Consider the following 24,568-nt stretch of genomic DNA (forward strand, 5'->3'; position numbering starts at 1 on the left):
CTCCGGCATCAACGACGGCGCCGCCGCCGTGATGCTGATGTCCACCCAGAAGGCCGATCAGCTGGGTCTGAAGCCGCTGGCCATCATCAAGGGCTACGCGCTGACCGGCTGCGAGCCAGAAATCATGGGCATTGGCCCGGTCTCCGCCACCCGCAAGACGCTGGCCAAGGCCGGCTGGAAGCTGGAAGACCTGGATCTGGTGGAAGCCAACGAAGCCTTCGCCGCTCAGGCGCTGGGCGTGGCGAAAGAGCTGGGCTGGGGGCCGGACAAGGTCAACGTCAATGGCGGCGCCATCGCGCTGGGCCACCCGATCGGCGCTTCCGGCTGCCGCGTGTTGGTGACGCTGCTGCATGAAATGCAGCGCCGCAACGCCAAGAAGGGCTTGGCCACGCTGTGCATCGGCGGCGGCATGGGCGTGGCGCTGGCAGTCGAGCGTCCGTAAGCGCGCGGCCTGACGGCCTCATGAATCAACCCGCCGGTTTTCTTGCCGGCGGGTTTTGTTTTTAAGACCCGCTAACAAAACCCCTGATCCGGCGTTGCGCCTCCTTGCCGTACTATTTGTACTGTCTGCGTCGGCGCGCCTTGGCTCAGGTTCTCTAACGAGGTTTTGTTAGCGGCTCTAAAGACGCCTGCTCTGGCTAGCCAGCCAAACTGATTCCCAGACGCCGCTCCAACGCTCCGCGCAAAGCCTGCGCATCATTGCGCTCGACGTCATGGAAAAGCGTCGCCATCCCCCATGCCGCCGCCGTCTCCAGATTGCGCCGGCTATTGTCGATGAACAGGCATTGCGCCGGTCTCAACCCCGTCAATCGCAAGGCATGCTCAAACATGCCGCCATCAGTCTTCATCAACCCAATCTCGGCCGAAACCAAGACGGGATCGAACAGCGCATCCAGGCCATGCAAGGCCCGCAGGCAATCCATACGGTCGCACTTGTTGTCAGTAAGGATGCCCAACCGATAGCGGCCATGCAGTTGGCGCGCCATGCCCAACACAGCCTGGTTCATCGGCGTACTGCGAAAGGCCGCGTCCAACAGACGGCAATCCACCTCTCGCCCCAGCTCACGGCACACTTCGGGCCAGATATCGGCATGGCTCGCGCGCCCCAGCAACAGCGCCTCGTTGTGCCGCTCCAGCGCTTGATCCACCTTGGCGAAACCCAGGCCAGTCGCCTCGCCCAGATAGCGGTTGGTGGTATCGGAGCCGTATTTATCGGTGGTCAGCACGCCGTCGAAATCGAAAAACACCGCCGCAATCATGCTGTTTCGCCGTCCATCGCGCAGCAGCGGCCGCCCACGCTGACGTCAGCGCCGTCATAAACCGCGCTCAACTCGCAGGGATTGCCCAAACCATCGCCCTGATGCAGCGTGAGGCTGCGCCGCAGGTGCAGGCTCAAGGCTGCCGCGGCGACGCCGGTGGCGGCATCTTCCAGCGCCGGATCAAGATGGTTGAAATTGCGTCCGTGATACAGGCCATCGGCCAAACGCACATAGGCATAGCAGCCGTTCACGCCCGCTTCCTTGCCCCAGGCGGCGATGCGCGCCAGATCCGGCGTCAATTGCCGCAAGCGCGCCACGCTGTCCAACTCCACCAGCAGCTTGGGACTGCCGGCCGAAGCCAAGGCCGCAGTGGAGACGATGGCATCGGCCGGGCTGCCCAAAACATCGGACAGCCAGGCCTGCGATGGCGCAGCCCCCGCAACGGCTTGCTCGCGCAAACGAAACAGGATGATCCCGCCCTCCTCGCTCACCTGCAGGCGCAAACCACTGGCGGTACGCAAAAAAGCCGGCAACTGCCCATCGCGCTGCCGCAGCCATGCCGCCGCGGCAAGCGAAGCATGCAGGCACAGCGTGCTTCGCGCATGAGGGTAGTAGTAATCCAGCGTGGCCGCCTCGTCCGGCTCCACGCCAGGATCGACGAATACGCAAGCTGGCGCGAACAGGCTGCGCGCATGCGCCTGACGCCGCTCCACGCTGAGTCCTTGCGCATGCTCGCCGTGGCACACCAGCGCCAGATTGCCGCTGTCCGGCGTTCTGCCGAAACAACGGAATGCATTCTCTCTCAACACCTGTTCCCTTATCTTGGCGCGATTGCCACGCAGCAACCATCATAATTAAAATGCATAAATCATCATTCTAACCCTGCCCATGACCTCGCCGGAAATCACCCTCCACGAACACGTTCCCGCCGATGCGGCAAGCGCCATCGAAAACGGACTGAACCGTTACAACGATGAAATCACCGGCTACAACGACCGCCAGCCGCTGGCTGTGCTGGCGCGCGATCCGGCAAGCGGCGAGGTGCTAGGCGGCGCATATGGCCGCAGCTCGCTGGGCCTGCTGTTTCTCGACCTGTTCCATCTCCCGGAATCGTTACGCGGCCAGGGACTGGGCCGCAGGATATTGGCAGCCTTTGAAGAAGAAGGCCGCCGCCGCGGCTGCAAACATGCCGTGCTGTACACCATCAGCTTCCAGGCGCCCGGCTTTTACCAGAAGCACGGCTGGCAAGTGTTTGGCGAAATCCCATGCGATCCGCCGGGTCACAGCCGCCTCTTCCTGCGCAAGGCGTTATAAGAGCCGCTAACCAAACTCCTGATCCTGCGTTGCGCCTCATTGGCTCCGGCGCTCTTCGAGGTTGTGCTAGCGGCCCTAAGTCCTATTCCGCCGCCGGCTCGTCCAGCAGAAAGCGCGCGCCGCACCCCTGCCCTCCGGCTGCGTCGTCCGGATTGAACAGCTTGCACTTCTGCAGCGATAGGCAGCCGCAGCCTATGCAATCGTCCAATTGATCGCGCAGCCGCGTCAGGGCGTCGATGCGCGCTTGCAGCAGCGGCTTCCACGCCATGGACAGCCTGGCCCAATCGTCCACCGTCGGCGTGCGCTGCTGCGGCAGCCTGGCCAGCGCCTCGCCTATCTCCTGCAAATTCAATCCCAGCGTCTGCGCCGCGCGGATAAACGATACCCGGCGCAAGGCATCGCGGCGGAAACGCCGCGTCTTGCCAGGCTCTCCCACGCTGCGAATCAGCCCGCGCGACTCGTAAAAGCGCAGGGCGCTGGCGGCCACGCCGCTGCGTTTGGCCAGGTAGCCTATCGTGATCGTGTCATTCATGCGCCATTGACTTCAAGTTAACTTGAAGATAAATACTAGCAAATCCATCACAACAGAAAAACCCGACATGAGCACCGTATTGATCCTCTATTTTTCCGGCAGCGGCAACACACACCAGTTGGCTGAAGCGGTCTGCCAAGGCGCCGCGGAGCATGGCCATGCCGAACTGCTGCGCATCCGGCCCGAGCACATCGTCGATGGCCGCTATCCCATAGAACTCATCTCCGCAGCGCTGCGCGAAGCGGATGCCATCATTTTTGGCAGCCCCACCTATATGGGCGGCCCGGCCGCGCAATTCAAAGCGTTTGCCGATGCCAGCAGCGAACTGTGGCGCGATCAGGCTCTGGCCAGCAAGATAGCAGCCGGGTTCACCACCGGCTCGGGACTGAACGGCGATCAGCACGGCACCTTGAGCTACTTTGCCATGCTGGCTTCGCAGCACGGCATGTTGTGGTGCGGCCTGGACCTGCCAAGCCATCATGGCCCGCAAGGTCTCAACCGCATGGGCAGCCAATGGGGTGCCATCGCCAATACCGCCAATCCAGACCTGCATCCAGCCGATTTGGCAACCGCCCGCCACCTTGGCCGGCGCGTGGCCCAGCTAGCCTGCCAATTCAACCAGCTCCAGACGGAGGCAACTGCATGATTCTCACAAGCCAGGGCATAGACCATATCCATGTCTATGTGCGCGATCGCGCCGCCGCAGAAATCTGGTATGGCCGGGTATTGGGCTTGGCCAGGCTGGAAAATTTGGAGAGCTGGAGCCGGGACGGCGGTCCGTTGACGCTGGCCGATGCCGCCGGCAGGGTCAAACTGGCCTTGTTTGAAGGGGTGGCCATCGCCCCGGCCTCAACCATCGCCTTGGCGACGGACGCCGCAGGCTTCATGGCTTGGCACGCCCACCTGCGACAAGCGCTAGGCCAACCTTTGGAGGCTGTGGATCACGAGCTGTCATGGTCGCTGTACTTCAAGGACCCGGACGGCAATGGCTACGAAATCACCAGCTACGACTACGCCGCCCTGAGCGTCATGTTGGCGAACGCCTGAAGCCGCAATGAAAAACCTCCCGCCGGATAGGGGCTGGGAGGTTTGTCCGCTGGTCCGGCTTGGTGGCCGGGAATATCCGCCCTCTCCGGGCGGTCAGGTTGCTCAACCTTGCCGCATGCTTGCGGCGGCTTCATCGTCCCGCCTAGTGGGGGATGATGATAGGCGCGCCATCCGGCGCATGCTTCTTTTGGTGCTTGGCAGCCCGTTTTTCCTTCAGGGTCATCTGCGGCTGCTTCTTGGCTTCCTTGGTGCTTTGTCTGGACTTGCTCATGACACGCTCCTTGCTGAGCATCGGAGGATCCGATACTGCTGGTCCAGTATAGATCATTCCGAATAGATGATCGTGAATCAATCGAATGCGCTGCGCTTAAGCGCATTTGGCAGGAAGGCGCGCCCGCCCATCAGCATTACAAATGCATGAAATGCCGATATCATTGCAGCTGCCGCCCCAAGCATGGCGGCGCATTCCCAAAAAACAGGAGCCGTGATGAAGCATTTTCTGCATCAATTTGTTCAACTCTGCCATCTTGCCGGCCGCCCCGGCATGCGCAGGCTGAAGCAGCGCTAAGCGCCCTGGCTGTCTCTGCAACGGTTCAAGACCGTTTCCCGCGCGAGGCGATGGGCATGCTCGCATGAGCATCGCTCATCCCCTTGCGCGGTCTTCGCTTTAGCAACAGAATGGATACAATATTTTCTCCGGAGCCGGCATGAACACCCCCACCACCCCGCAACTGGACACCATCCCGCAACGCATCGCCTCGCTGCGCGCCGCCATGGCCAAGGCCGGCGTAGACGCCTGTCTGGTGCCGTCGTCCGACCCGCACCTTTCGGAATATCTGCCGCAACGCTGGCAGGCGCGGCGCTGGCTGTCCGGCTTTACCGGTTCGATGGGGACGCTGATCGTCAGCGCGGATTTCGCCGGCGTGTGGGCGGACAGCCGCTACTGGGTGCAGGCGGAACACGAACTGGCCGGCACCGGCATTACCTTGATGAAGATAGACACCGCCGCCAGCAGCCTGCACCTGCAATGGCTGGCCGATACGCTCAAAGCCGGCCAGACGCTGGCGGTGGACGGCGATGTGTTGAGTCTGGCCGCGGCCATAGCCCTGCAAGCGGCGCTGGCGCCGCGCGGCGTGATCGTGCGCAGCGACCTGGACCTGATCGACGCCGTCTACGCCGGCCGGCCGGCGCTGCCGAACGCTGCCGTCTACCAGCATGAAGCCGCTTTCGCGCCGGAAAGCCGCGCCGCCAAGCTCGGCCGCGTGCGTGAAGCGATGCGCGAGGCGGGGGCCGAGCGCCACTTCCTTTCCACGCTGGACGACATCGCCTGGCTGTTCAATCTGCGCGGCGCCGACGTCAACTACAACCCGGTGTTCATCGCCCATGCCTTGATCGAGTCCGACAGCGCCACCTTGTTCGTCGCGCCGGGCAAGATAGACGACGCCCTCGCCGCCCAGTTGGCGGCAGACGGCGTCCGCGTGGCCGATTACGCAGCAACCAAGCCGGCGCTGTCCGCGCTGCCCGGCGGCTCGCTGCTGATCGATCCGCGCCGCGTCACGCTGGGCCTGCGCCAAGCGGTGGCCGATGGCGTCAAGGTGATCGAGACGATCAACCCCAGCACGCTGATGAAGTCGCGCAAGAGCGCGGCCGAGGCCGAGCACGTGCGCCGCGCGATGGAGCAGGACGGCGCCGCGCTGGCCGAGTTCTTCGCCTGGTTCGAAGCCAACGTCAACCGCGCCCGCATCACCGAGCTGACCATAGACGAACAAATCACCGCCGCGCGCGCGCGTCGCCCAGGCTTCGTCTCGCCCAGCTTCGGCACCATCGCCGGCTTCAACGCCAACGGCGCGCTGCCGCACTACCACGCCACCCCGGAAGCGCACAGCGAAATCCAGGGCGACGGCCTGCTGCTGATCGACTCCGGCGGCCAATATTTGGGCGGCACCACCGACATCACCCGCGTGGTGGCCGTCGGCACGCCCAGCGCCGCGCAGAAGCGCGACTTCACCCTGGTGCTGAAGGGCACGATGGCGCTGTCCATGGCCCACTTCCCGCGCGGCACGCTGTCGCCGATGCTGGACGCGCTGGCCCGCGCGCCGTTGTGGCAGCAGGACATCGATTTCGGCCACGGCACTGGACACGGCGTCGGCTATTTCCTCAATGTGCACGAAGGCCCGCAAAGCATCTCGCGCGCGGTGCCGGAGCCGCATATGGCGATGCAGGAAGGCATGATCACCTCCATCGAACCCGGCGTGTACCGCGCCGGACAATGGGGGGTGCGCATCGAGAACCTGGTGCTGAACGTGGCGTCGGACAAGAACCAGTTTGGCGACTTCCTGAAGTTCGAGACGCTGACGCTGTGCCCGATAGACCGCCGCTGCATCGACCACTCTTTGCTGACCCAACCGGAAATCGACTGGCTGAACGGCTACCACGCCGAGGTGCGCGCCCGGCTGCTGCCATTGGTGGACGGCGCCGCACGCGACTGGCTGCTGGCCAATACCGAAGCGCTGTAAACCGCCCGCTCGGCACACAGGCCATGCTCTGCGCATGGCCTGTTTTGTTTCCCGGAACCCACATGCCGTTCGACCGCCTCAATGACCTGCGCCTGTTTCAGGACGCTTCGCTGCTGGGCAGCTTCTCCGCCGCCGGGCGCAAGCACGGCTTGTCTCCCGCCGCCGCCAGCGCCTGCATCCAGCGCATGGAGGAAACATTGGGCGTCAGGCTGTTCGAGCGCACCACGCGACGACTCCGGCTGACCGAGGCGGGCGAGACTTATCTCGCCTATTGCCGTCAGGCGCTGGACTTGTTGGCGGAAGGCGAAAATCAGCTGCAGCGGGAACACAGCCAACTGAGCGGCGCGATTCGACTGTCCGCCCCGTCAGACCTGGGCCGCAACCGGCTGCTGGATTGCCTGGATCGTTTCTCCGCCATCCACCCGGAAGTGCACTTTTCGCTATCGCTGAGCGATACGCCGGCAGACCTGATAGGCGACGACATCGATCTGGCCATCCGCTACGGCATGCCGGCCGACAGCAGCCTGGTGGCGCGTCAGCTGGCCGCCAGCCGCCGCGTGGTCTGCGCCGCGCCGGCGCTGCTGCAAACCTTGGGCGCTCCGTCCCACCCACAGGATTTGACCGGATTGCCCACCTTGACGCTCACCACTGGCCATGGTCCGATGAACGAATGGCGCTATCGCGACGGCGGCGAAATCCGCTCGCTGCGCCTGCAACGGACTCGTCAAAGCAACGATGGCGAAGTGATACGCCGCTGGGCGCTGCAAGGGCACGGCTTCGCCTACAAGTCGCAACTGGACATCGCCGCCGACCTCGCCGCCGGCAGGCTAGTGACAGTGCTGGACGACTTCTTCACCGAGCCCGCACCCTTGCACCTGCTCTACCCGGGACACCGGCTGCAACCGGCCAGGGTACGGAGGCTGATCGACTTTCTGCTGGCGGAATTGTCACCAGCCTGAACGCCCCGGCCGGCAAACCGGCCGTGTAATATCGAACCCTCGGGAAAATATGCAATAAGCCCTGCGCGCGGCGGCGGTCTGCGCTACACTGCCGGCCTGTTTTTTCGCTAGCGACGCCGCCGCGCCGCAAGGCGGCCTGAACTTTGCGAGGAAAACCAAATCGCGTCCACCATCCGGCAGCCTTGCCCGTTATCGATAATGACAAACCTATTCCAGCCGGCTTGCGCCCTGCTCCGCGCGATCCAGCTAATACCGTCAGCCATTTCGGAAACTCGATGAAGCCTTTGAAACTGCTCGGCCTGAGCTTGGCCCTGTTCGCTCCTTTCGCCTCTGCCGCCGCTACAAAAGAAACGAGCGCCGACCCGATAGATCGTTACGGCGAACAAATCTTCAGAAACAGCCGCGCCGTCGGCATGGTCATGGTAGTGGTCAACAAGCAACAGACCACGCAGCGCTTTTACGGCCAAACCCGCCCCGGCAGCGGCCAGCGCCCGGATGAAAACTCCTTGCTGCGCATCGCCAGCATCAGCAAGACCATGACCGGCGAGGTGCTGGCCTCGCTGGCGCAAGAAAAACGGGTAAAACTGGACGATCCGCTGCAAAAATACGCGCCGGCCGGCGTGGCATTCCCGCCCACCACGCAACCCATCACTCTGCTGAATCTGGCCAGCCACACCAGCGGCTTCCCGCGCGAAATGCCGGGCGAAAAGCCGCAGAACACGCCGGTTTTCGTCTGGCCGGACCAGCAGCAACGCTGGCAATGGCTGTCTTCGACCAAGTCGCGCTTCGCGCCCGGCATGCGCGCCCAGTATTCCAACCTGGCTTTCGACTTCCTGGCCGACGCGCTGGCCGCCGCCACCGGCCGCCCCTATGCCGCGCTGCTGAGTGAGAAGATCACCGCGCCGCTCAGCATGCGCGACACCACGCTGACGCCCACCGCCGCGCAATGCGCCCGATTGATGGAAGGCTACGGCGCCAGCCCCTGCGTGGATACCCGCGCCGCCAGCGGCAGCGGCGGCATCTACTCCACCCCGCGCGATATGCAGCGTTGGCTGCAAGACCTGGTGCGCCCGCAAAACGAAGCGCGCCGCCAATTGCGCGATCAGCTCTTCCATATGTACTTCAAGCGCGACGACCTGCGCGCGCTGCGCGGCATGGACGTCGCCGGCAAGGCGGATGAGTTGGGGCTGGGTTGGATACGCATGCTGCCGACGCCGAACTCGCCGGAAATCATCCAGAAAACCGCCGGCGGCGGCGGTTTCATCGGCTATGTGGCGATCGCGCCGAAAAATGAGGTCGGCGTATGGGTGAGCCTCACCCGCACCGGCGGCACCCACTACCAGAACATGAGCAGCGGCGTGAACAAACTGGTAGCGGAGCTTAGCGGCTTCCAGCCGGCAGCCGCGCGGGCGCCGGCGGCAACGCGCGCCCAGCCTGCCAAATCCCATGCGAAGGCGGTCAAATCCAAAACCAAGCCTGCAAAAACGAAGGCGGCGGCCAAGAAACCAAGCAAACCGACGGCAAAGGCATCGGCCCGCCATACCCACGCCAAGAAAAAGCCTCAGCAATAGCGCGCGCCCCGTCGCCAGGCTGGGCGCCATGGCGACGGGAAGCTTTGCTACAACAAGCCGCCGCCATCCACGTCTAGCACCGCGCCGGTGAGGAAGGCGTTGCCCATGGCGAACAGATAGGCCTGAGCCAGTTCCTGCGGCTTGCCGACGCGGCCCAGCGGCAGGCTCGCGCCTATGCGCGCCATCGCCGCGATGCGGCTATCCGCCCCATCCTCTCCCCACAATTCGGTATCCACCACGCCCGGGCTGACCACGTTGACGCGGCGCGGCGCCAGTTCCTTGGCCAGATTCTTCGCCGCGGCCTCCAAGGCGGCATTGACCGCGCTCTTCAGCAAGCCGCCGGCGCCGTATTTGCGGGATAACAATCCGGAAGTGAACGTCACCGAAGCGTCCGCCGCAAGGTAGGGCAAAGCCTGCTGCGCCGCCAGCAGATTGCCGAACAGCTTGACGTCGAAAGTGCGGCGAAAATCCTCCAGCGTCGCCTGCTCCAGCCGCGGCGAGCCTATCCGCGCGCCGGCAGTCAGCACCAAATGGTCGATATGGCCGATCTCGGCCAAAGCCGCGCGCAGCGTCGCCGCATCGGTCACGTCCGCCGGCAGATACTGCCAGGGGCCAGGCTGCGCCGGCTTGCGGCCCAATACAAAAACCCGCGCGCCGGCCGCGGCTGCGGCTTGCGCTACCGCCTGGCCGATGCCGGAAGTGCCGCCCAGCACCACGACATCGCGCCGTCTCAACAAGTCGGGGGATGGGATCATGGCTTTACCACCCCCAGCTGCTTCAGCAGCGTCAGATTATCTTCCAGATGCCAGTTCTCGGCGATGCGGCCATTCTTCACCCGGTACAAATCAAAAGCCTGGAAGTCGATCGCCTGGCCATCGCCCTGCCTGTCGCCGAAACGGCCGCTGAAATGGCCGGTGAAGTGCAGGCGCAGGGCCACGCGATCATCCGCCAGCACCATGTCGGTGACTTCCACCTTCAAATCCGGCACCGCGGCGCGAAATGTCCGCGAGGCCTGTAGCGGTCCCGCCACGCCCTGCGGACGGCCCTCCGGCAAGGTGCGATCCATGAACGCGGGGTCCAGCGCCAGCTCCGCGTAACGCGGATCGCCGGTATTCCAGAATGCGGCATAGCGCATGGCGGCGAGTTTCACCGCCGCCGCCGCGCCATTATTGCGCTCGGAAAACACTCGGGCAGGCTGCGGCAGCGCGTCGGCGGCCAAGGCCGTCGCGGAAGACAGCGCAAGCAAGCCAGAGCAGATCAAAGAGGAAAGACGAATCATGACGGACTCCTGGTTTTCATCGCGCCGGCGACATGCCGGCAACGTCAGGAGTCGATTATTCAGACCAGGTCCAAGATTGATAATTGGGGTAGGAATTGCAGGATTTTATTGCTGAATTTGAATATGACAGCGCGGCGCAGATCATGGATAAAACAAAAAGGCGACCCGCAGGTCGCCTTGTTCAACAGACAGCTTGCCCCGAGCCGGCTCGCGGATCAGGCCCGGACGTCTAAGTTCTGTCCCAGATGCGCCGGATTGGAAGCCTGGATTTGCTGCGACGATTCTTCCGCGCCTTGCAAGAGCGTCATCGCCGCTTGGGATTGCGCCTGCATCGCCTTTTTAAGGACCAGCGCCTGCGCATTGGTCGCGACATTTTGCGCGCTGACTTGACTTAATGGATCCATACCCCAACCTCCTGACTCAAATAGCGTCGTTCAAAAGCAGTTTAGCCGACCGCAGGTCTGCTGTCACAACAAAACTGCTAGAGTGGGCGCCAGTCTCCACCCTTTTGATGACAGGAAAACACACATGAGCGCAACCCGTCACAGCCCCCTGCTGATTCTTGGCTCCGGCCCGGCCGGCTATACCGCCGCCGTCTACGCCGCGCGCGCCAACCTGAAGCCGGTTCTGGTCACCGGCATGGCCCAAGGCGGCCAACTGATGACCACCACCGACGTGGACAACTGGCCGGCCGACGCCGCAGGCGTGATGGGTCCGGAGCTGATGCAGCGCTTCCAGCAGCATGCCGAGCGCTTCGGCACCGAAATCTTGTTCGACCACATCCATACCACCCATCTGCATGAAAAGCCTATCCGCCTGGTGGGCGACGCAGGCGAATACACCTGCGACGCGCTGATCATCGCCACCGGCGCTTCGGCCAAGTACCTGGGCCTGCCGTCCGAGGAAGCCTTCAAAGGCAAGGGTGTGTCCGCCTGCGCCACCTGCGATGGCTTCTTCTATCGCAACCAGGACGTGGCCGTGATCGGCGGCGGCAATACCGCCGTGGAAGAGGCGCTGTACCTGGCCAATATCGCCAAGCACGTCACCCTGATCCACCGCCGCGACACCTTCCGCGCCGAGAAAATCCTGATCGACAAGCTGATGGACCGCGTCAAGGAGGGCAAGATCAGCCTGAAGCTGGACGCCACGCTGGATGAGGTGCTGGGAGACGACTCCGGCGTGACCGGCCTGCGCCTGAAGTCAATGAAGGACGGCAGCAGCGAAGAGATCAAGGTGATGGGCCTGTTCGTCGCTATCGGCCACCAGCCGAATACCGAAATCTTCAAGGGCCAGCTGGAAATGGACAGCACCGGTTACCTGATCACCAAGAGCGGCCGCGACGGCAACGCCACCGCCACCAGCGTGCCGGGCGTATTCGCCGCCGGCGACGTGCAGGACCACATCTACCGTCAGGCCGTCACCAGCGCCGCCTCCGGTTGCCAGGCCGCTCTGGACGCCGAGCGCTATCTCGACAGCCTGAAGTAAGCGCCGGAGTCCCGCATCATGAAGACCTTCAAGGACTCTTTGAAGGGACTTCGCCAGTCGCTGCGGCAGGCCGCCCCGCCACGGGCGGCCACGCCGCCGCAGCCCGCTGCGCCCGAGGAGCCGGACTTCCGCCAGCTATTCGGCGACGTCAAGCCGCTCAAGCCTGACGACCGCCACCATCCTCAGCGTCCCAAGCCCAAGCCCCGCCCGCGCAAACCCAGCCAGGGTCCCGCCGCGCATGCACTCAAGGGCCAGGAAATCCCGCAGCATCCAATAGGCTGGTTCGAGCCGCCGGAACTGCTGCATCAATTCGTCCGCCCCGGCATGCCTTCAGCCACATTGAAGCGGCTGCGCCAAGGCAACTGGCCTGTCTGCGCCCAACTGGACTTGCACGGCTACACCCGGCATCAGGCGCAAGACGCGCTGGCCTTGTTCATCCATCGCGCCCGCTCGCGCGGCCAGTGCGTCAAGGTGATACACGGCAAGGGCTTCGGCTCGCCGCAAGGGGAACCGGTGCTGAAGAAGCTGGTGCGCAGCTGGCTGCAGCACCACCCGGACGTGCTGGCCTTTTGCGAGGCCGAAACCGGCGGCCATAGCGGCTCGCTGCTGGTGCTGCTGCGCCGCCCGGCTTCAGGCGATACCGATGACTAAGCCCTTGATCGCAATCGGCATCCGCCGACGGTGAATTTCCGCCGGATCGCCGACGCGAAAAAAGCGCGAGAACAGGCTCTCAGGATACGTGACAACCGCAAGGGGAATCCGCTAAGCTCAAATCAAGGCGGCCCCCTGCACCCTACCCAGGAGTAATGCATGACAGGCACACCCTGCCCCGACTTCACCCTGCCCGGCACCGCCGGCGCCGACTTTGCGCTTTCCGCCAGCCGCAAGCCGCTGGTGATCTACTTCTACCCCAAAGACAATACGCCAGGCTGCACCAACGAGAGCATGGCCTTCCGCGATCTGCACCCGCAATTCGCCGCCTTGGGGGCAGACATCGTCGGCATCTCGCGCGATAGCCTGAAGTCGCATCAAAATTTCAAGGCCAAGCTGGAATTGCCGTTTGAACTGTTGTCGGATTCGGAAGAAACTGTCTGCAATATGTTTGGCGTCATCAAGATGAAAAACATGTACGGCAAACAGGTAAGAGGCATCGAGCGCAGCACCTTCGTAATTGACGCCCATGGCAATGTGGCGCGCGAATGGCGCGGCGTGAAAGTGCCCGGACACGCCGAGGAGGTGTTGTCGTTCGTCAAAACGCTGTAAGGCAGTGCCCGCCCGGCCAGCCGGCCGGGCTACAACACGAACAAGGGGACCACATCATGGCCGGCCGCAAAAAGACCAGCGCGTGCAAGCTGTTTGTTCTGGACACCAACGTACTGTTGCACGACCCCACCTGTCTGTACCGTTTCGAAGAACACGATGTGTTCATCCCCATCATCACCCTAGAAGAGCTGGACACCCATAAGAAGGGCATGTCCGAAGTGGCCCGCAATGCCCGCCAGGCCAGCCGCTTTCTCGACGACATCCTCAGCGGCAATGAACTGAACATCGGCGACGGCATCCCGCTGAAGCACGCCAGCCGCGACGCCGCCAGCGGCCGCCTGATTCTGCAGACCCAGGCTATCAACGGCTCGCTCCCCTCCTCGCTGCCGGTCGGCAAAGCCGACAATCAGATCCTCGGCATCGTGATGGCCTTGAAAGACCATCATGAGGACCGCTCCGTCATTCTGGTGTCCAAAGACATCAATATGCGCATCAAGGCCCGCGCCCTGGGCCTGGAGGCGGAGGACTACTTCAACGACAAGGTGCTGGAAGACACCGACGTGCTGTACACCGGCATGCGGGAAATCGACCAGGCCTTCTGGGAGCGCAATAGCAAGGACATCAAGTCGTGGCAGGAGCACGGCCGCAGCTACTACCAGCTGACCGGCCCCGACGTCGCCAGCCTGTACGTCAACCAGCTGATCTGGCAGGAGGGGGACCGCCCATTCCAAGCCCGCGTGATCAAGCTGGAAGGCAAGAGCGCGGTGCTGGAGACGCTGAAGGACTACAGCCACAACAAGAACAACGTATGGGGCATCACCGCGCGCAACCGCGAACAGAATTTCGCGCTGAACATGCTGATGGACCCCAATGTGGACTTCGTCTCGCTGCTGGGCCAGGCCGGCACCGGCAAGACGCTGCTGACGCTGGCGGCGGGTTTGGCGATGACGCTGGAGCAGAAGATCTACAGCGAAATCATCATGACCCGCGTCACCGTGCCGGTGGGCGAGGACATCGGTTTCCTGCCGGGCACCGAGGAAGAAAAAATGGCGCCGTGGATGGGCGCGCTGGAAGACAACCTCGACGTGCTCAACAAGAGCGACGACGATGGCGGCGACTGGGGCCGCGCCGCCACCCGCGACCTGATCCGCAGCCGCATCAAGGTGAAGAGCCTCAACTTCATGCGCGGCCGCACCTTCCTCAACAAGTACCTGATCATCGACGAAGCGCAGAACCTGACGCCCAAGCAGATGAAGACGCTGATCACCCGCGCCGGACCGGGCACCAAGGTGGTATGTCTGGGCAACGTCAGCCAGATCGATACGCCGTATTTGACCGAAGGCAGCTCCGGCCTGACCTATGTGGTGGACCGCTTCAAGGGCTGGGACCACTCGGCCCACATCACGCTGCAACGCGGCGAACGCTCCAGGCTGGCTGACTACGCCGGCGAAGTGCTGTAAGCCTGCGAACGAAAACGGCGCCATCCTTTACGATGGCGCCGTTTTGATGTCTAGGGGCTTAACACATCTCGTCTTCTTCCGGTCCCAGCAGGCGCCGGCAGTACGCCAGCAGACACAACACCCCCACGCCCAACAGCAACAGATCCAGCGCGAACCAACGCTTGGCATCCCGCATATTCTCGCTGCGCGACATCACCTCATTGGCCGCCGCCAGTTGCGTCATATTGTCTTCCACTATAGCGGAAGCCTCCCGCCTTGCCGCGCCTTGCCATGCCTGAGCCTCACGGCAAGACGCTTCGGACGCGCATGCCTGGCGAACCGGCGCCGAACTCTCCGCATACCAGCGCGCCTCTCCGCCCTGGCTCTCGCCAGCCAGCATCAGCATGCACGCCACGCCCACCACAATCCTGAACATATCCCCAGCACCAACCCGCCGCGCGCCCCGCGGCGCCTTCCCAAAACAAATCGCCGCCGGAGCGGGTCCGAACGGCGATTGCAATCGGCCGCAGCCGATTTCACTGATCACGCGACAACTCTCTGTCGCGTTTCACATTTTTTAACATTTCGCCGGCTGTGGTCAAATCGGCATGCCAAGAAAGAACAAGCGCGCGGCAACGCCGCAACAAAAATTTCAAATGGATAAAATCAGCGCCGCCCCCTGCCTGTCACCGCATCCGGCCCATACAGACTCCACTCGCTGATCAGCAGCATGCCGTCGGCCGTGGCGACCAGCAGCTGCTCCGCCTGGGAGTAGATCAGACTGCCCGGCGCGAAATGGTGAGTCTCCTCCCAACCTTCGGCGCGGTGAATGAAAATGGTGACATTATTGATGACTGCCGCGCATTCGAAGTCGCCGAAGGCGCGGATCTGCCGCAGCAGCGCCGCCGTCGGGCGCTGGAAATCCAGCATCCTGTCCTGATCGGTCCACAATGGCCAGTAGCTGCCGCCATCGCCCTGTGGCGAGGCCTCGTCCCACAAGCGCTCAAACCGGTTTGCCACCTTGTGGCACAGCCGGTGCAAGGCCAGTTGCAACTTGATGTCCAGCACCTGATGGCTGTCGGTTTCGCCCAGAGGAAAACGCTCCTGCGCCAGGATGTCGCCGCTGTCGAACTCCGGCCCCACCTTGTGGCAGGTCAGCCCCCATTCCTTATGTCCCTCCAGCAAGGCCCGCACCTGCGGGTACGGCCCGCGCCCCAAAGGCAGCGGCGACGGGTGGAAATTGACGGCGTATTTCAAATACGGCGTCCAGTCCGGAATACGCCAGTTGTAGCTGCCCACCAGCAGCGCCTCGCACCCCATCTCGGCCAGCTCTTCCAAATCGCGCGCCGTCATCGGCGACAATTGCAGCGGCAGCTTGCGCTGCTCGGCAAACGTCACCGAGGCCTTGTGGTGGTGCATTCTATGGTCGACCGGCGTGCAGAAAATCTTCACAGGCTGCCAGCCTGCCTGCAGGAAAACATCCAGCGCTGGCTTGAAGCGGTCCGAAAGCGTGATGGCGAAACGCATGGCATTCACTTTATCGCGAACAGGGACAAGCTCCCCTCATAGCCTGGTTATACCATCGGCTTCTCGGCCCCCGACGTCGATGACACGCAAATTAACAGAAGCCGCCCCTCCCGCGACAAATCAGGCCATGCGCACCGCTCGAAGCCACTGATCAAACACCGCAAGCAAGCGATCCACATCCTGCGCCGTGGTATGCGGGCTGAGCAGCAGCATATTGTGGAACGGCGTGATCAGCAGCCCCCGGTTCAACAGATGCAAATGAATGCTCTGTTCCAGCTCGGCATCCTGCCCTGCCGCAGCCTCGCTGCCGTTGCGCGGGGGGCGCGGGACAAACTGGAACTCGCAGCGCGCGCCCAGCCGCGTCACGCACCATGGCAGATCGAAACGGACGAACAATTCGCGCAGCCCCCGCTCCAGCTGCGCCGCCCGCTCAAACATGATCTGGTAGGCATCGTCGGTCATCACCTCGGCCAGATTGGCCCGCATCGCGGCGCAGGACAGGCGATTGGCGCTGAGCGTGGTGCCAATGCCGGAATGGCCTGCCGGCGCATCGCGCTTGGCCTGCTGCGCCCGCGCCGCCAACTCCGCGCTGAAGCCGTAAGCCGCCGCAGGCAGTCCGCCTGCCAAGGGCTTGCCCAGCACCAGCAGGTCGGGCCGCAAGCCATGCAGGGCCGTAAAGCCGCCGGGGCCGCAGCTGATGGTATGCGTCTCGTCGAGCAACAACAGGCTGCCGTGACGGCGAATGATGGCCTGCGCCTGCTGCCAGTAGTCCGGATCAGGCAACACCATGCCGATATTGGTCATCGCCGGCTCAGCCAAAACGCAGGCGACACGGCCATCAGACAAGGCCCGCTCCAGCGCGGCCAGGTCATTGAACTCCACCACCCGGGTGTGCTCGGTCAGCGGATACACCTGGCCCAGCAGGCTGGCGCGCGGCTTGGCCTGGCCCTCTTCCAGGTCCACGAACACGTCGTCCACGGTGCCGTGGTAACAGCCATTGAATACCAGTATCTGATCCCTGCCGGTCGCCGCGCGCGCCCAACGGATGGCAAAGCGGTTGGCGTCGCTGGCGGACAGCGCGAACTGCCATACCGGCAATCCGAAACGCTGCGCCAATGCCTCGGCCACCCAAAGGGCATCCTCGCCCGGCAGCATGGCGGTCAGCCCGCGCGCCGACTCGCGGGCGATCGCGGCAGCAACCGGCGCCGGCGAGTGGCCAAACATCGCGCCGGTGTCGCCCAGACAGAAATCGACATAGCGATGGCCATCGACATCCGTCAATTGCGCGCCTTGCGCCTCAGCCACAAACAAAGGGCTGGGCGTGGGCCAATCGTCCATCCAGTGCAGCGGCACGCCAAACAGCAAATGCCTGGCCGACTGTCCAGCCAAAGCCCTCGCCCGCGGCCGACGGGCCAGAAAGTCCGCCCGCTCCCGCTCATGGAGTTCACGCATCTTGCCTAGATCAATGCCATGCCGCTTCGCCATTGCCGCCTCGCTTAAGAATGGGGTGCAAACAGTATGCCAAGCTCCGCATCACACAATCCAGCTGCAATCGCCGCTTGGACAGCCGCAAACGACAAAAGGCCCGAAGCGTAGACAACGCCTCGGGCCAATGGGCTGCAATGAACGGAAATTCAGCGCAGGGGCAGATGCCCTGCCAAGGTATTCAGCTGCTTGATGGCGCGGCGGAAACGAGAATGCGCGCGGGAAACCGTGGACTCGCTGATGTCCATTTGCTGGGCGGCGTAATAGCCAGTCATGCCTTCCACTTCCATCAGCCACACCGCCTCGCGCGAGCGCTTCTTCATGCCGATCAGATCGGCCACCACGTTGAAATCGTCCAGTTTCATGGTATCCCTCCATCGTCCGCGCGTACTGACTACCCTGCGCGTTTACGTTTGAACACGAAACATGTGGATGCTTTTCCAGCATAGATGCTTGCCAAAAAAATGCAGGCAAATCCTGAGCCAGGAAGTCTGGGCGAGTGGCCTAAAACCCAGCCCCCTCATCGGAAACGCCTTCTTCGCCCGAGGTGGGCGGAACATATTGCAACAAATCTCCAGGCTGGCAGTTCAGGTGTCGGCAGATCGCTTCCAGCGTTGAAAAACGGAAGCCTTTGATCTTTCCCTGTTTCAGCAGCGACAGATTCTGCTCCGTAATGCCGATGGCGTGGGCAAGATCCTTGGATTTCACTTTCCGCTGAACAAGCAGCACGTCCAGGTTGATTTTTATGGGCACAGGATGCTTTCTTCAGATGAATTGCTTGTTTTCGCGCGCCAGAGCCACGCCTTCCTGCTGAATGCGCGCAATCACCATGACCACCGCGGCGATGAACAAGCTCTCCAAATTGCCGCTATCCATTCCGAATGTAATTTGGCGATGCCCGGCAGGCTGCATCATGGTCAGCCACAGTCCCATCAGCGGCTGGACCAGAATTTCCGCCAACACCCATAGCGCGATTCTGGAGCCGACCTTAGCCAGCAAGGACGCGGAGCGTTCGGAGAAGTATTCGCCATGTGCGTACAGACGAAACAGACGGCGTAACGCGTTCAAGCCCTGGGCCAGCACCAGCAAGGGGACGCAAGATATGACTGCGCCGCCTAGCCGTTGCCAAAGCGGCACGTCCGCCAGCGTGAAGTTGCGCAGTCCATAAAAGCCCTGGCTGGCATCGATGGTGATGCTCCAGCCGGCATCCAGGATGGCTTGGGGAAACAGCCACAGCAAAAGATGAAACAGCAGCATGGCGCAAATGCCAAGAAAAGTGACGCAGGCCATGACGGCGCAGTAGCGGCTTAATCGCGAAGAGTTCATCGCTTGTCCTTAGTGTTGTTGCGAAGCGGTGCCGACGGAACATCGCCGAATGGAGTTCACTGCACCTAGTATATTTTTATTGTTAAACGATAATTTATTGCTGTGCAAGTTTAATTTTATCACTGTGGCGCTTCCGTCACATTCCGCCCGCCGCCAACCTTCCCCGCACAAAACGCCGAAAGCCAAGCCTGGCTTGCCGTGGTGGCGATCCTCTCTCTTGCATGCATTAAATGAATGTATAACAACTAAAAATTATTGTTTTACAGTAAATTTTATTTCCAATACAGTCATCTCAACGTGCGAGGGACCAGTCCATCTCGCGGTTTGCAAAAGACGTCTGGACACATTGATGCGCCCGGACGGCAAAAATTGAGGTACGGCATGAATGAACAAAATGCCGGCGGCGCAGCCGGCAAGGGATTAATCGCCAAGTTCCTGGCCTTGGCGGCGCCGTATTGGCGCTCGGAAGAGAAAGGGATGGCGTGGGCGCTGCTGCTGACCATCTCCGCGCTGAACATTGCCATGGTCTACTGCAATGTCTTGCTCAACCAGTGGAATGGCGACTTCTTCAATGCCTTGCAACAACGCGACTGGGGCCGCTTCCTCCAGTTGCTGCAAGTGTTCGCCGCGCTGGCCTTCGGTTTCATCGGCTGCGCGGTGCTGATGTCCTACCTGACGTCCATGCTGAATTTGCGTTGGCGGCGGTGGTTGACCGATTTTTATCTTGGGCAATGGCTGGATGGCCGGGCCTACTGCCTGCTGGAGTTGAAATCCTATGGCACGGACAACCCCGATCAACGCATAGCCGAGGACCTGAAGGCGCTAACCGCGACATCCTTGAATCTCGGTTTTGAATTGATCCGCAATCTGGCCACCCTGGCCTGCTTCGTCGGCATACTCTGGCAGTTGTCCGGCCCACTGAGTCTGGCCCGGATTGGCTGGAACGTCAGCCTTCCCGGCTATCTGGTCTGGGTTTCGCTGGCCTATGCGCTGCTGGGAAGCGGGCTGATGCATGCGCTTGGCCACCGGCTGTCGCGCATCAATATGGAAGGAGAACGGCGCGAAGCGGATTTTCGCTATGCCGCAGTGCGGCTGCGCGAGCATGCGCAGGAGGTGGCGCTGAGCGGCGGCGAGGATGTAGAGCGCAGCGCGCTCAACCGTCGTTTTCAAGCCATCTGCGCCAACTGGCGCTTGCTGATAGCCGCGGAATGGCGCTTGAACGGTGCGCGCGCCGGCTACGCGCAATTGGCCGTGATTTTTCCGATGCTGGTATGCGCGCCAGGCTATTTTGCCGGCAAGTTCGCGTTGGGCGGCCTGATGCAGGCCATTTCGGCATTCGCCCAAGTGCAGGGCGCCTTGAGCTGGATGGTGAACGCTTATGAGCTCCTGGCATCGTGGAAAGCCAATATCGAACGCTTGTCCTCTTTTCAGCTCGCCGCGCAACAAGCGCAGCAGGAACTGGCGCATAGCCGAATCTCGCGACGCCCTGGAGATGAAATTCGACTCAGCGCCGTGGACGTGTCGCTGCCGGATGGGCAAGCCCTGCTGCAGGGCATCCATCTGCAGGCGTCCGCAGGAGAGCGCATTGTTATCAAGGGCGCCTCCGGCAGCGGCAAAAGCGCTCTGCTGAAAGCGCTGGCCGGCATCTGGCCATGGGGAAAGGGCAGTATCACCCTGCCGCCCAATAAAGTGATGTTCTTGCCGCAGCGGCCGTATCTGCCGATCAGCACCTTGCGCGAGGCCATCAGCTACCCCGCGGCAAGCAATGCCTTTACCACGGTGCAGCAGACATTCGTGCTATCGCAATGCCGATTAGGGCACTTGACGCCGCAGCTGGACGAAAACTGCAATTGGTCCGCCAGGCTATCGGCCGGCGAACAGCAGCGCCTAGCCTTGGCCAGAGCCTTATTGCACCGGCCGCAGTGGTTGCTGCTGGATGAAGCCACCTCGGCCCTGGATGCGCCCAACCAGCGGCACTACTACGCGCTGCTGCATGCTGAGCTGCCGCATTGCACGATCATCAGCGTCTCGCATCGGCCGGAAGTGGACGCTTGTCACGACCGGGTCTGGCAGATAGGCGACTACAGCCTTGGGCCATCGATTGACGCGGCAATCCTGAGCCGCGGCAGGGGCCAGGCAGCAGATGGCGCTGTCAGTATCCTGTAATCGTCCCGCATCGGCGAAGGGCGGCGCTTGCCGCCCTTCCGGGCGGATGAACAACTTACTCCGGTTCGCCGGCAATCCAACGATACACCCGCGCCCCCAACACCGCGCCTAAGATAGGCGCCAGCCAGAACAGCCACAGCTGCCGCACCGCCCAATCGCCGACGAACAAAGCCACTCCGGTGCTGCGAGCCGGATTGACCGAAGTATTGGTAACCGGAATGCTGATCAAATGGATCAGCGTCAGCGCCAGCCCTATCGCCAGCGGCGCGAAACCCGCCGGCGCGCGCTTGTCGGTGGCGCCCATGATGACCAAGAGGAAAAACATGGTCATCACCACTTCGCACACCAAGGCCGCCGGCAGCGAATAGCCGCCCGGCGAATGCTCGGCGTAGCCGTTGGACGCGAAGCCCTTGGCCACATCGAAACCGGCCGCGCCGCTGGCGATCACATACAGCACGGCCGCCGCCGCAATCGCCCCCAACACCTGCGCCACGATGTACGGCCCCAGTTGCTTAGGGGGGAAACGACCTCCCGCCCACAAGCCGATGGACACCGCCGGATTCAAATGACAGCCGGAAATGTGGCCGATCGCGTAAGCCATGGTCACCACCGTCAGGCCAAAAGCCAGCGCCACTCCAGCAAAGCCAATGCCCACATTGGGAAACGCCGCCGCCAGCACCGCGCTGCCGCATCCTCCCAGCACCAGCCAGAAAGTACCCAGAAACTCCGCCGCATAGGATTTCATCGCCGTCCCTCTTCAGGTTTCGAACAGAACAGGCCAATGCGCGTCAGCCCAATGCGCGTTGAATGCCTGAACAATAGTCGTTTAACCATAGCAAATGAAACAGCATTCCTGCTCGCCGCCAAGCCGCAAGCGGACCAACATCTTGCCCCCCCGCTTGGCAAGAACCTGTTCAAAGCCATTTCCGCACGGCACTGGCTTAAGCCGTAACCCGATGCGCGGCTAAGGGCGCGAGCTTTGGCCATTTCAAAGCCGGACTTGGCACCCATGCCGATGTGCGCCGGCCCTCAGCAAAGTGCCGCTCCAAGCGCCTAAAAAAACAAAGACATATTCCAAATAAGACCATACTCTTGGCAGGGTGGCACTGGATGGCGCTCTAGGTTAATCTGCCGACGATAAAGCTGGACCCATTGCCTACTGCGCCCGTCTCAGCAACCATTACAATACATATTAAGCGACGCCTCACGGCGCCCGACAACAACCCGGACCCGATCCGGGACTTTCCCTTAGAGAAGCATTACCATGGCAATCAGTGTTTTCGACCTGTTCAAAATCGGCATCGGCCCGTCCAGCTCCCATACCGTTGGCCCGATGCGCGCAGCCCGCCAATTCATCAGCCGCCTGGAGAAGGACGGCTTGCTGGACGCCACCGTCCGCGTCAACGCCGAGATGTTCGGCTCGCTGGGCGCCACCGGCAAAGGCCACGGCACGGATGTGGCGGTGCTGCTGGGCCTGCAAGGCGAGCAGCCGGATCTGGTCGATACCGATGCGGTGGACGGCATGCTGGCCGCCATCCGCGAACAGCGCAAACTGAAGCTGCTGGGCAAGCGCGAGATCGATTTCGTCGAAGGCGAGCATCTGGTGCTGCATAAGAAGAAAACCCTGCCCTACCACCCCAACGGCATGATCTTCGAAGCCTTCGACGCCGCCGGCGAAAGCCTGTCCAAGCGCGCCTACTACTCGGTCGGCGGCGGTTTCGTGGTCGACGAGGCAGCGATCGACGCCGGCTTCGTCCCGCCCGGCGTCACCGAATTGAAGCACCCGTTCAAGAGCGCGGCCGAGCTGTTGGCGCTGTGCCAGCGCCACGGCAAGAGCATCAGCCAGATCATGCTGGAAAACGAGCTGGCCTGGCGCAGCGAAGAAGAAGTGCGCGCCGGGTTGTTGAACATCTGGAACGTGATGCAGGCCTGCGTCAAGCGCGGCTGCGAACGCGACGGCATTCTGCCGGGCGGCATGAAGGTGAAGCGCCGCGCCGCCGACATGCACCGCAAGCTGCTCGCTGCTCCGGAAGCAGCCATGCGCGACCCGCTGACGGTGATGGACTGGGTCAATCTGTACGCGCTGGCGGTCAATGAAGAAAACGCCGCCGGCGGCCGCGTGGTCACCGCGCCCACCAACGGCGCGGCCGGCATCATCCCGGCCGTGATGCATTACTACGCCCGCTTCGCGCCGGGCGCCAACGATGACGGCATCGTCCGCTTCCTGCTGACCGCCGGCGCCATCGGCATCCTGTTCAAGCTGAACGCGTCGATCTCCGGCGCCGAGGTGGGCTGTCAGGGCGAGGTGGGCTCGGCCTGCTCGATGGCGGCAGGCGCCTTGTGCGAAGTGATGGGCGGCACGCCGGAACAAGTGGAAAACGCGGCCGAGATCGGCATGGAGCACAACCTGGGCCTGACCTGCGACCCGGTCGGCGGCCTGGTGCAAGTGCCGTGCATCGAGCGCAACGCCATGGCGTCGGTCAAAGCCATCAACGCGGTGCGCATGGCGCTGCGCGGCGACGGCCAGCATTTCGTGTCGCTGGACCGCGTGATCAAGACCATGCGCGACACCGGCATGGACATGAGCACCAAATACAAGGAAACCGCCCGCGGCGGCCTGGCGATCAATGTGATTGAGGTGCCGGTCAACATCGTGGAATGCTGATCCGCACCGCCTGAGAAAATGCGGCCATGGCACTCCGCCATGGCCGTTTTTTCGCGCTGGCGTCCGTGCCGGCAAGCTGGCACACTGAACCCGAACCTATACGCAAGAATACTCCGTGCACGCACTTGATATCGAAACGCCCCGCCTCCACCTGCGTCCGCTTCAGGAACAGGACGCCGCGTTCATCCTGGAGCTGCTGAACGAACCGGCCTTTATCGCCAACATCGGCGACAAGGATGTGCGCGATCTGGACGGCGCCCGCCAATACATTGCGAAAGGCCCGCAAGCCAGCTATCAACAGCATGGCCACGGTCTGCTGCTGGTGGAGTTGTCAGACGGCGCCACGCCGGTCGGCATCTGCGGCCTGGTCAAACGCGATTGCCTGCCGCACCCGGACATCGGCTACGCCTTCCTCGAACGCCACTGGGGCCGCGGCTATGCCTGCGAAGCCGGCGCGGCCTGCCTCGACCACGCGCGCAAGGTCCTGAACATCGGCGTTGTCGTCGGCATCACCGCGCCGCACAATCAGGGATCGATCCGCGTGCTGGAGAAGCTTGGCCTGCGCTACGACCGCCTGCTGGAGCTGCCCGGCATAGAAGGGCCAAGCCTGTACTTCGTTCCTGCCGAAGAGAAATAGGCGCGCCCAAACGACGCCGATTGGCCTTGTCCGCGGCGTCCAAGCCAGACATGAAAAAAGCCGGGCTAATGCCCGGCTTTGTTTTTTACCCTGATTTT

At 62.6% G+C, this 24,568-nt stretch carries 28 protein-coding genes; 14 read left to right on the forward strand and 14 right to left on the reverse strand.

What is annotated here, in order from left to right; all coding sequences use genetic code 11:
• Positions 1-442 (forward strand): acetyl-CoA C-acetyltransferase (locus BI343_RS00670; RefSeq protein ID WP_479686409.1); only part of this gene is annotated, 442 nt, incomplete at its 5' end.
• Positions 443-638: 196 nt separating this feature from the next.
• On the opposite strand, the gene BI343_RS00675 is transcribed toward BI343_RS00670, so the two are convergent.
• Both BI343_RS00675 and BI343_RS00680 read right to left on the reverse strand, forming a co-directional pair.
• On the reverse strand, positions 639-1,259 hold the full coding sequence (locus tag BI343_RS00675; protein ID WP_071108252.1) for an HAD-IA family hydrolase: 621 nt from the start codon (positions 1,257-1,259) through the stop codon (positions 639-641).
• The gene (locus BI343_RS00680) at positions 1,256-2,065 is read right to left on the reverse strand and encodes a PhzF family phenazine biosynthesis protein (RefSeq protein WP_071108428.1); all 810 of its coding nucleotides are present in this window, start codon (positions 2,063-2,065) and stop codon (positions 1,256-1,258) included. Before BI343_RS00680 ends, BI343_RS00675 begins: the two co-directional genes overlap by 4 nt.
• 82 nt (positions 2,066-2,147) lie before the next feature.
• Here BI343_RS00680 and BI343_RS00685 point away from each other — a divergent pair, with 82 nt between their 5' ends.
• The gene (locus tag BI343_RS00685; RefSeq protein ID WP_071108253.1) at positions 2,148-2,573 is read left to right on the forward strand and encodes a GNAT family N-acetyltransferase; all 426 of its coding nucleotides are present in this window, start codon (positions 2,148-2,150) and stop codon (positions 2,571-2,573) included.
• An 82-nt stretch (positions 2,574-2,655) separates the two neighbouring features.
• Here BI343_RS00685 and soxR read toward each other — a convergent pair whose 3' ends face one another.
• Positions 2,656-3,105 (reverse strand): redox-sensitive transcriptional activator SoxR, encoded by a 450-nt coding sequence (soxR, locus tag BI343_RS00690; protein ID WP_071108254.1) that lies wholly within the window; start codon positions 3,103-3,105, stop codon positions 2,656-2,658.
• A 67-nt stretch (positions 3,106-3,172) separates the two neighbouring features.
• On the opposite strand from soxR, the gene BI343_RS00695 reads away from it, so the two are divergent.
• Positions 3,173-3,751 carry a flavodoxin family protein gene (locus BI343_RS00695; RefSeq protein ID WP_071108255.1) on the forward strand — a complete coding sequence of 193 codons (579 nt, stop codon included), beginning with the start codon at positions 3,173-3,175 and terminating at the stop codon, positions 3,749-3,751.
• Positions 3,748-4,152, forward strand: coding sequence for a VOC family protein (locus BI343_RS00700; protein WP_071108256.1), 405 nt, complete (start codon positions 3,748-3,750; stop codon positions 4,150-4,152). Before BI343_RS00695 ends, BI343_RS00700 begins: the two co-directional genes overlap by 4 nt.
• A gap of 142 nt (positions 4,153-4,294) precedes the next feature.
• On the opposite strand, the gene BI343_RS20510 is transcribed toward BI343_RS00700, so the two are convergent.
• Complete coding sequence (locus tag BI343_RS20510) at positions 4,295-4,423, reverse strand: hypothetical protein (RefSeq protein WP_255408125.1); 129 nt, start codon at positions 4,421-4,423, stop codon at positions 4,295-4,297.
• A 460-nt stretch (positions 4,424-4,883) separates the two neighbouring features.
• Here BI343_RS20510 and BI343_RS00705 point away from each other — a divergent pair, with 460 nt between their 5' ends.
• The 3 genes from BI343_RS00705 (at position 4,884) to ampH (ending at position 9,198) form a co-directional block, all read left to right on the forward strand.
• The gene (locus tag BI343_RS00705) at positions 4,884-6,668 is read left to right on the forward strand and encodes an aminopeptidase P family protein (RefSeq protein ID WP_211269365.1); all 1,785 of its coding nucleotides are present in this window, start codon (positions 4,884-4,886) and stop codon (positions 6,666-6,668) included.
• 62 nt (positions 6,669-6,730) lie between these two features.
• A complete protein-coding gene (locus BI343_RS00710) occupies positions 6,731-7,627 on the forward strand; it encodes a LysR family transcriptional regulator (RefSeq protein ID WP_071108258.1) in 897 nt (298 codons plus the stop codon).
• 275 nt (positions 7,628-7,902) lie between these two features.
• Positions 7,903-9,198, forward strand: a complete 1,296-nt coding sequence (gene ampH / locus BI343_RS00715) for a D-alanyl-D-alanine-carboxypeptidase/endopeptidase AmpH (protein ID WP_071108259.1) — start codon at positions 7,903-7,905, stop codon at positions 9,196-9,198.
• 47 nt (positions 9,199-9,245) lie between these two features.
• On the opposite strand, the gene BI343_RS00720 is transcribed toward ampH, so the two are convergent.
• The 3 genes from BI343_RS00720 to BI343_RS00730 form a co-directional block, all read right to left on the reverse strand.
• Positions 9,246-9,953, reverse strand: a complete 708-nt coding sequence (locus tag BI343_RS00720) for an SDR family oxidoreductase (protein WP_071108260.1) — start codon at positions 9,951-9,953, stop codon at positions 9,246-9,248.
• On the reverse strand, positions 9,950-10,477 hold the full coding sequence (locus BI343_RS00725) for an ester cyclase (RefSeq protein WP_071108261.1): 528 nt from the start codon (positions 10,475-10,477) through the stop codon (positions 9,950-9,952). Before BI343_RS00725 ends, BI343_RS00720 begins: the two co-directional genes overlap by 4 nt.
• Positions 10,478-10,692: 215 nt before the next feature.
• On the reverse strand, positions 10,693-10,881 hold the full coding sequence (locus tag BI343_RS00730; RefSeq protein WP_043628353.1) for a putative motility protein: 189 nt from the start codon (positions 10,879-10,881) through the stop codon (positions 10,693-10,695).
• 124 nt (positions 10,882-11,005) lie between these two features.
• Here BI343_RS00730 and trxB point away from each other — a divergent pair, with 124 nt between their 5' ends.
• The 4 genes from trxB to BI343_RS00750 all read left to right on the forward strand — a co-directional run bounded on the left by trxB (position 11,006) and on the right by BI343_RS00750 (position 14,685).
• Positions 11,006-11,962, forward strand: a complete 957-nt coding sequence (gene trxB, locus BI343_RS00735) for a thioredoxin-disulfide reductase (RefSeq protein WP_043628351.1) — start codon at positions 11,006-11,008, stop codon at positions 11,960-11,962.
• A gap of 18 nt (positions 11,963-11,980) precedes the next feature.
• Positions 11,981-12,613: a Smr/MutS family protein gene (locus BI343_RS00740; protein ID WP_071108262.1), complete on the forward strand. Its 633-nt coding sequence runs from the start codon at positions 11,981-11,983 to the stop codon at positions 12,611-12,613.
• 159 nt (positions 12,614-12,772) lie between these two features.
• Entirely contained in the window at positions 12,773-13,225 is a 453-nt protein-coding gene (locus BI343_RS00745; RefSeq protein ID WP_071108263.1) for a peroxiredoxin, read from the forward strand.
• A 56-nt stretch (positions 13,226-13,281) separates the two neighbouring features.
• Positions 13,282-14,685 (forward strand): PhoH family protein, encoded by a 1,404-nt coding sequence (locus BI343_RS00750; RefSeq protein WP_071108264.1) that lies wholly within the window; start codon positions 13,282-13,284, stop codon positions 14,683-14,685.
• 58 nt (positions 14,686-14,743) lie between these two features.
• Here the strand turns inward: BI343_RS00750 and BI343_RS19500 are convergent, their stop codons facing one another.
• From BI343_RS19500 to BI343_RS00775, 6 genes are all read right to left on the reverse strand, one after another.
• Entirely contained in the window at positions 14,744-15,100 is a 357-nt protein-coding gene (locus BI343_RS19500; RefSeq protein ID WP_139165599.1) for a hypothetical protein, read from the reverse strand.
• A 230-nt stretch (positions 15,101-15,330) separates the two neighbouring features.
• A complete protein-coding gene (locus BI343_RS00755) occupies positions 15,331-16,191 on the reverse strand; it encodes a methionyl-tRNA formyltransferase (protein ID WP_071108265.1) in 861 nt (286 codons plus the stop codon).
• Positions 16,192-16,311: 120 nt separating this feature from the next.
• Positions 16,312-17,676: an aspartate aminotransferase family protein gene (locus BI343_RS00760; protein WP_071108266.1), complete on the reverse strand. Its 1,365-nt coding sequence runs from the start codon at positions 17,674-17,676 to the stop codon at positions 16,312-16,314.
• 149 nt (positions 17,677-17,825) lie between these two features.
• The gene (locus BI343_RS00765) at positions 17,826-18,041 is read right to left on the reverse strand and encodes a sigma factor-like helix-turn-helix DNA-binding protein (protein WP_043628339.1); all 216 of its coding nucleotides are present in this window, start codon (positions 18,039-18,041) and stop codon (positions 17,826-17,828) included.
• 139 nt (positions 18,042-18,180) lie between these two features.
• Entirely contained in the window at positions 18,181-18,429 is a 249-nt protein-coding gene (locus tag BI343_RS00770) for a helix-turn-helix domain-containing protein (RefSeq protein ID WP_043628337.1), read from the reverse strand.
• Between the two features lie 12 nt (positions 18,430-18,441).
• On the reverse strand, positions 18,442-19,002 hold the full coding sequence (locus tag BI343_RS00775) for a DUF2975 domain-containing protein (protein ID WP_043628335.1): 561 nt from the start codon (positions 19,000-19,002) through the stop codon (positions 18,442-18,444).
• 381 nt (positions 19,003-19,383) lie between these two features.
• On the opposite strand from BI343_RS00775, the gene BI343_RS00780 reads away from it, so the two are divergent.
• A complete protein-coding gene (locus tag BI343_RS00780) occupies positions 19,384-21,168 on the forward strand; it encodes an ABC transporter ATP-binding protein/permease (RefSeq protein ID WP_071108267.1) in 1,785 nt (594 codons plus the stop codon).
• Positions 21,169-21,223: 55 nt separating this feature from the next.
• Here the strand turns inward: BI343_RS00780 and aqpZ are convergent, their stop codons facing one another.
• Entirely contained in the window at positions 21,224-21,913 is a 690-nt protein-coding gene (gene aqpZ, locus BI343_RS00785) for an aquaporin Z (protein ID WP_071108268.1), read from the reverse strand.
• Positions 21,914-22,432: 519 nt separating this feature from the next.
• Between aqpZ and BI343_RS00790 the strand changes: the two genes are divergently transcribed.
• Entirely contained in the window at positions 22,433-23,833 is a 1,401-nt protein-coding gene (locus BI343_RS00790; protein WP_071108269.1) for an L-serine ammonia-lyase, read from the forward strand.
• Between the two features lie 115 nt (positions 23,834-23,948).
• Positions 23,949-24,470 carry a GNAT family N-acetyltransferase gene (locus BI343_RS00795; protein WP_071108270.1) on the forward strand — a complete coding sequence of 174 codons (522 nt, stop codon included), beginning with the start codon at positions 23,949-23,951 and terminating at the stop codon, positions 24,468-24,470.
• The last annotated feature ends 98 nt before the right edge of the window (positions 24,471-24,568 follow it).

It is taken from the genome of Chromobacterium amazonense (assembly GCF_001855565.1).
GTDB lineage: Bacteria > Pseudomonadota > Gammaproteobacteria > Burkholderiales > Chromobacteriaceae > Chromobacterium > Chromobacterium amazonense.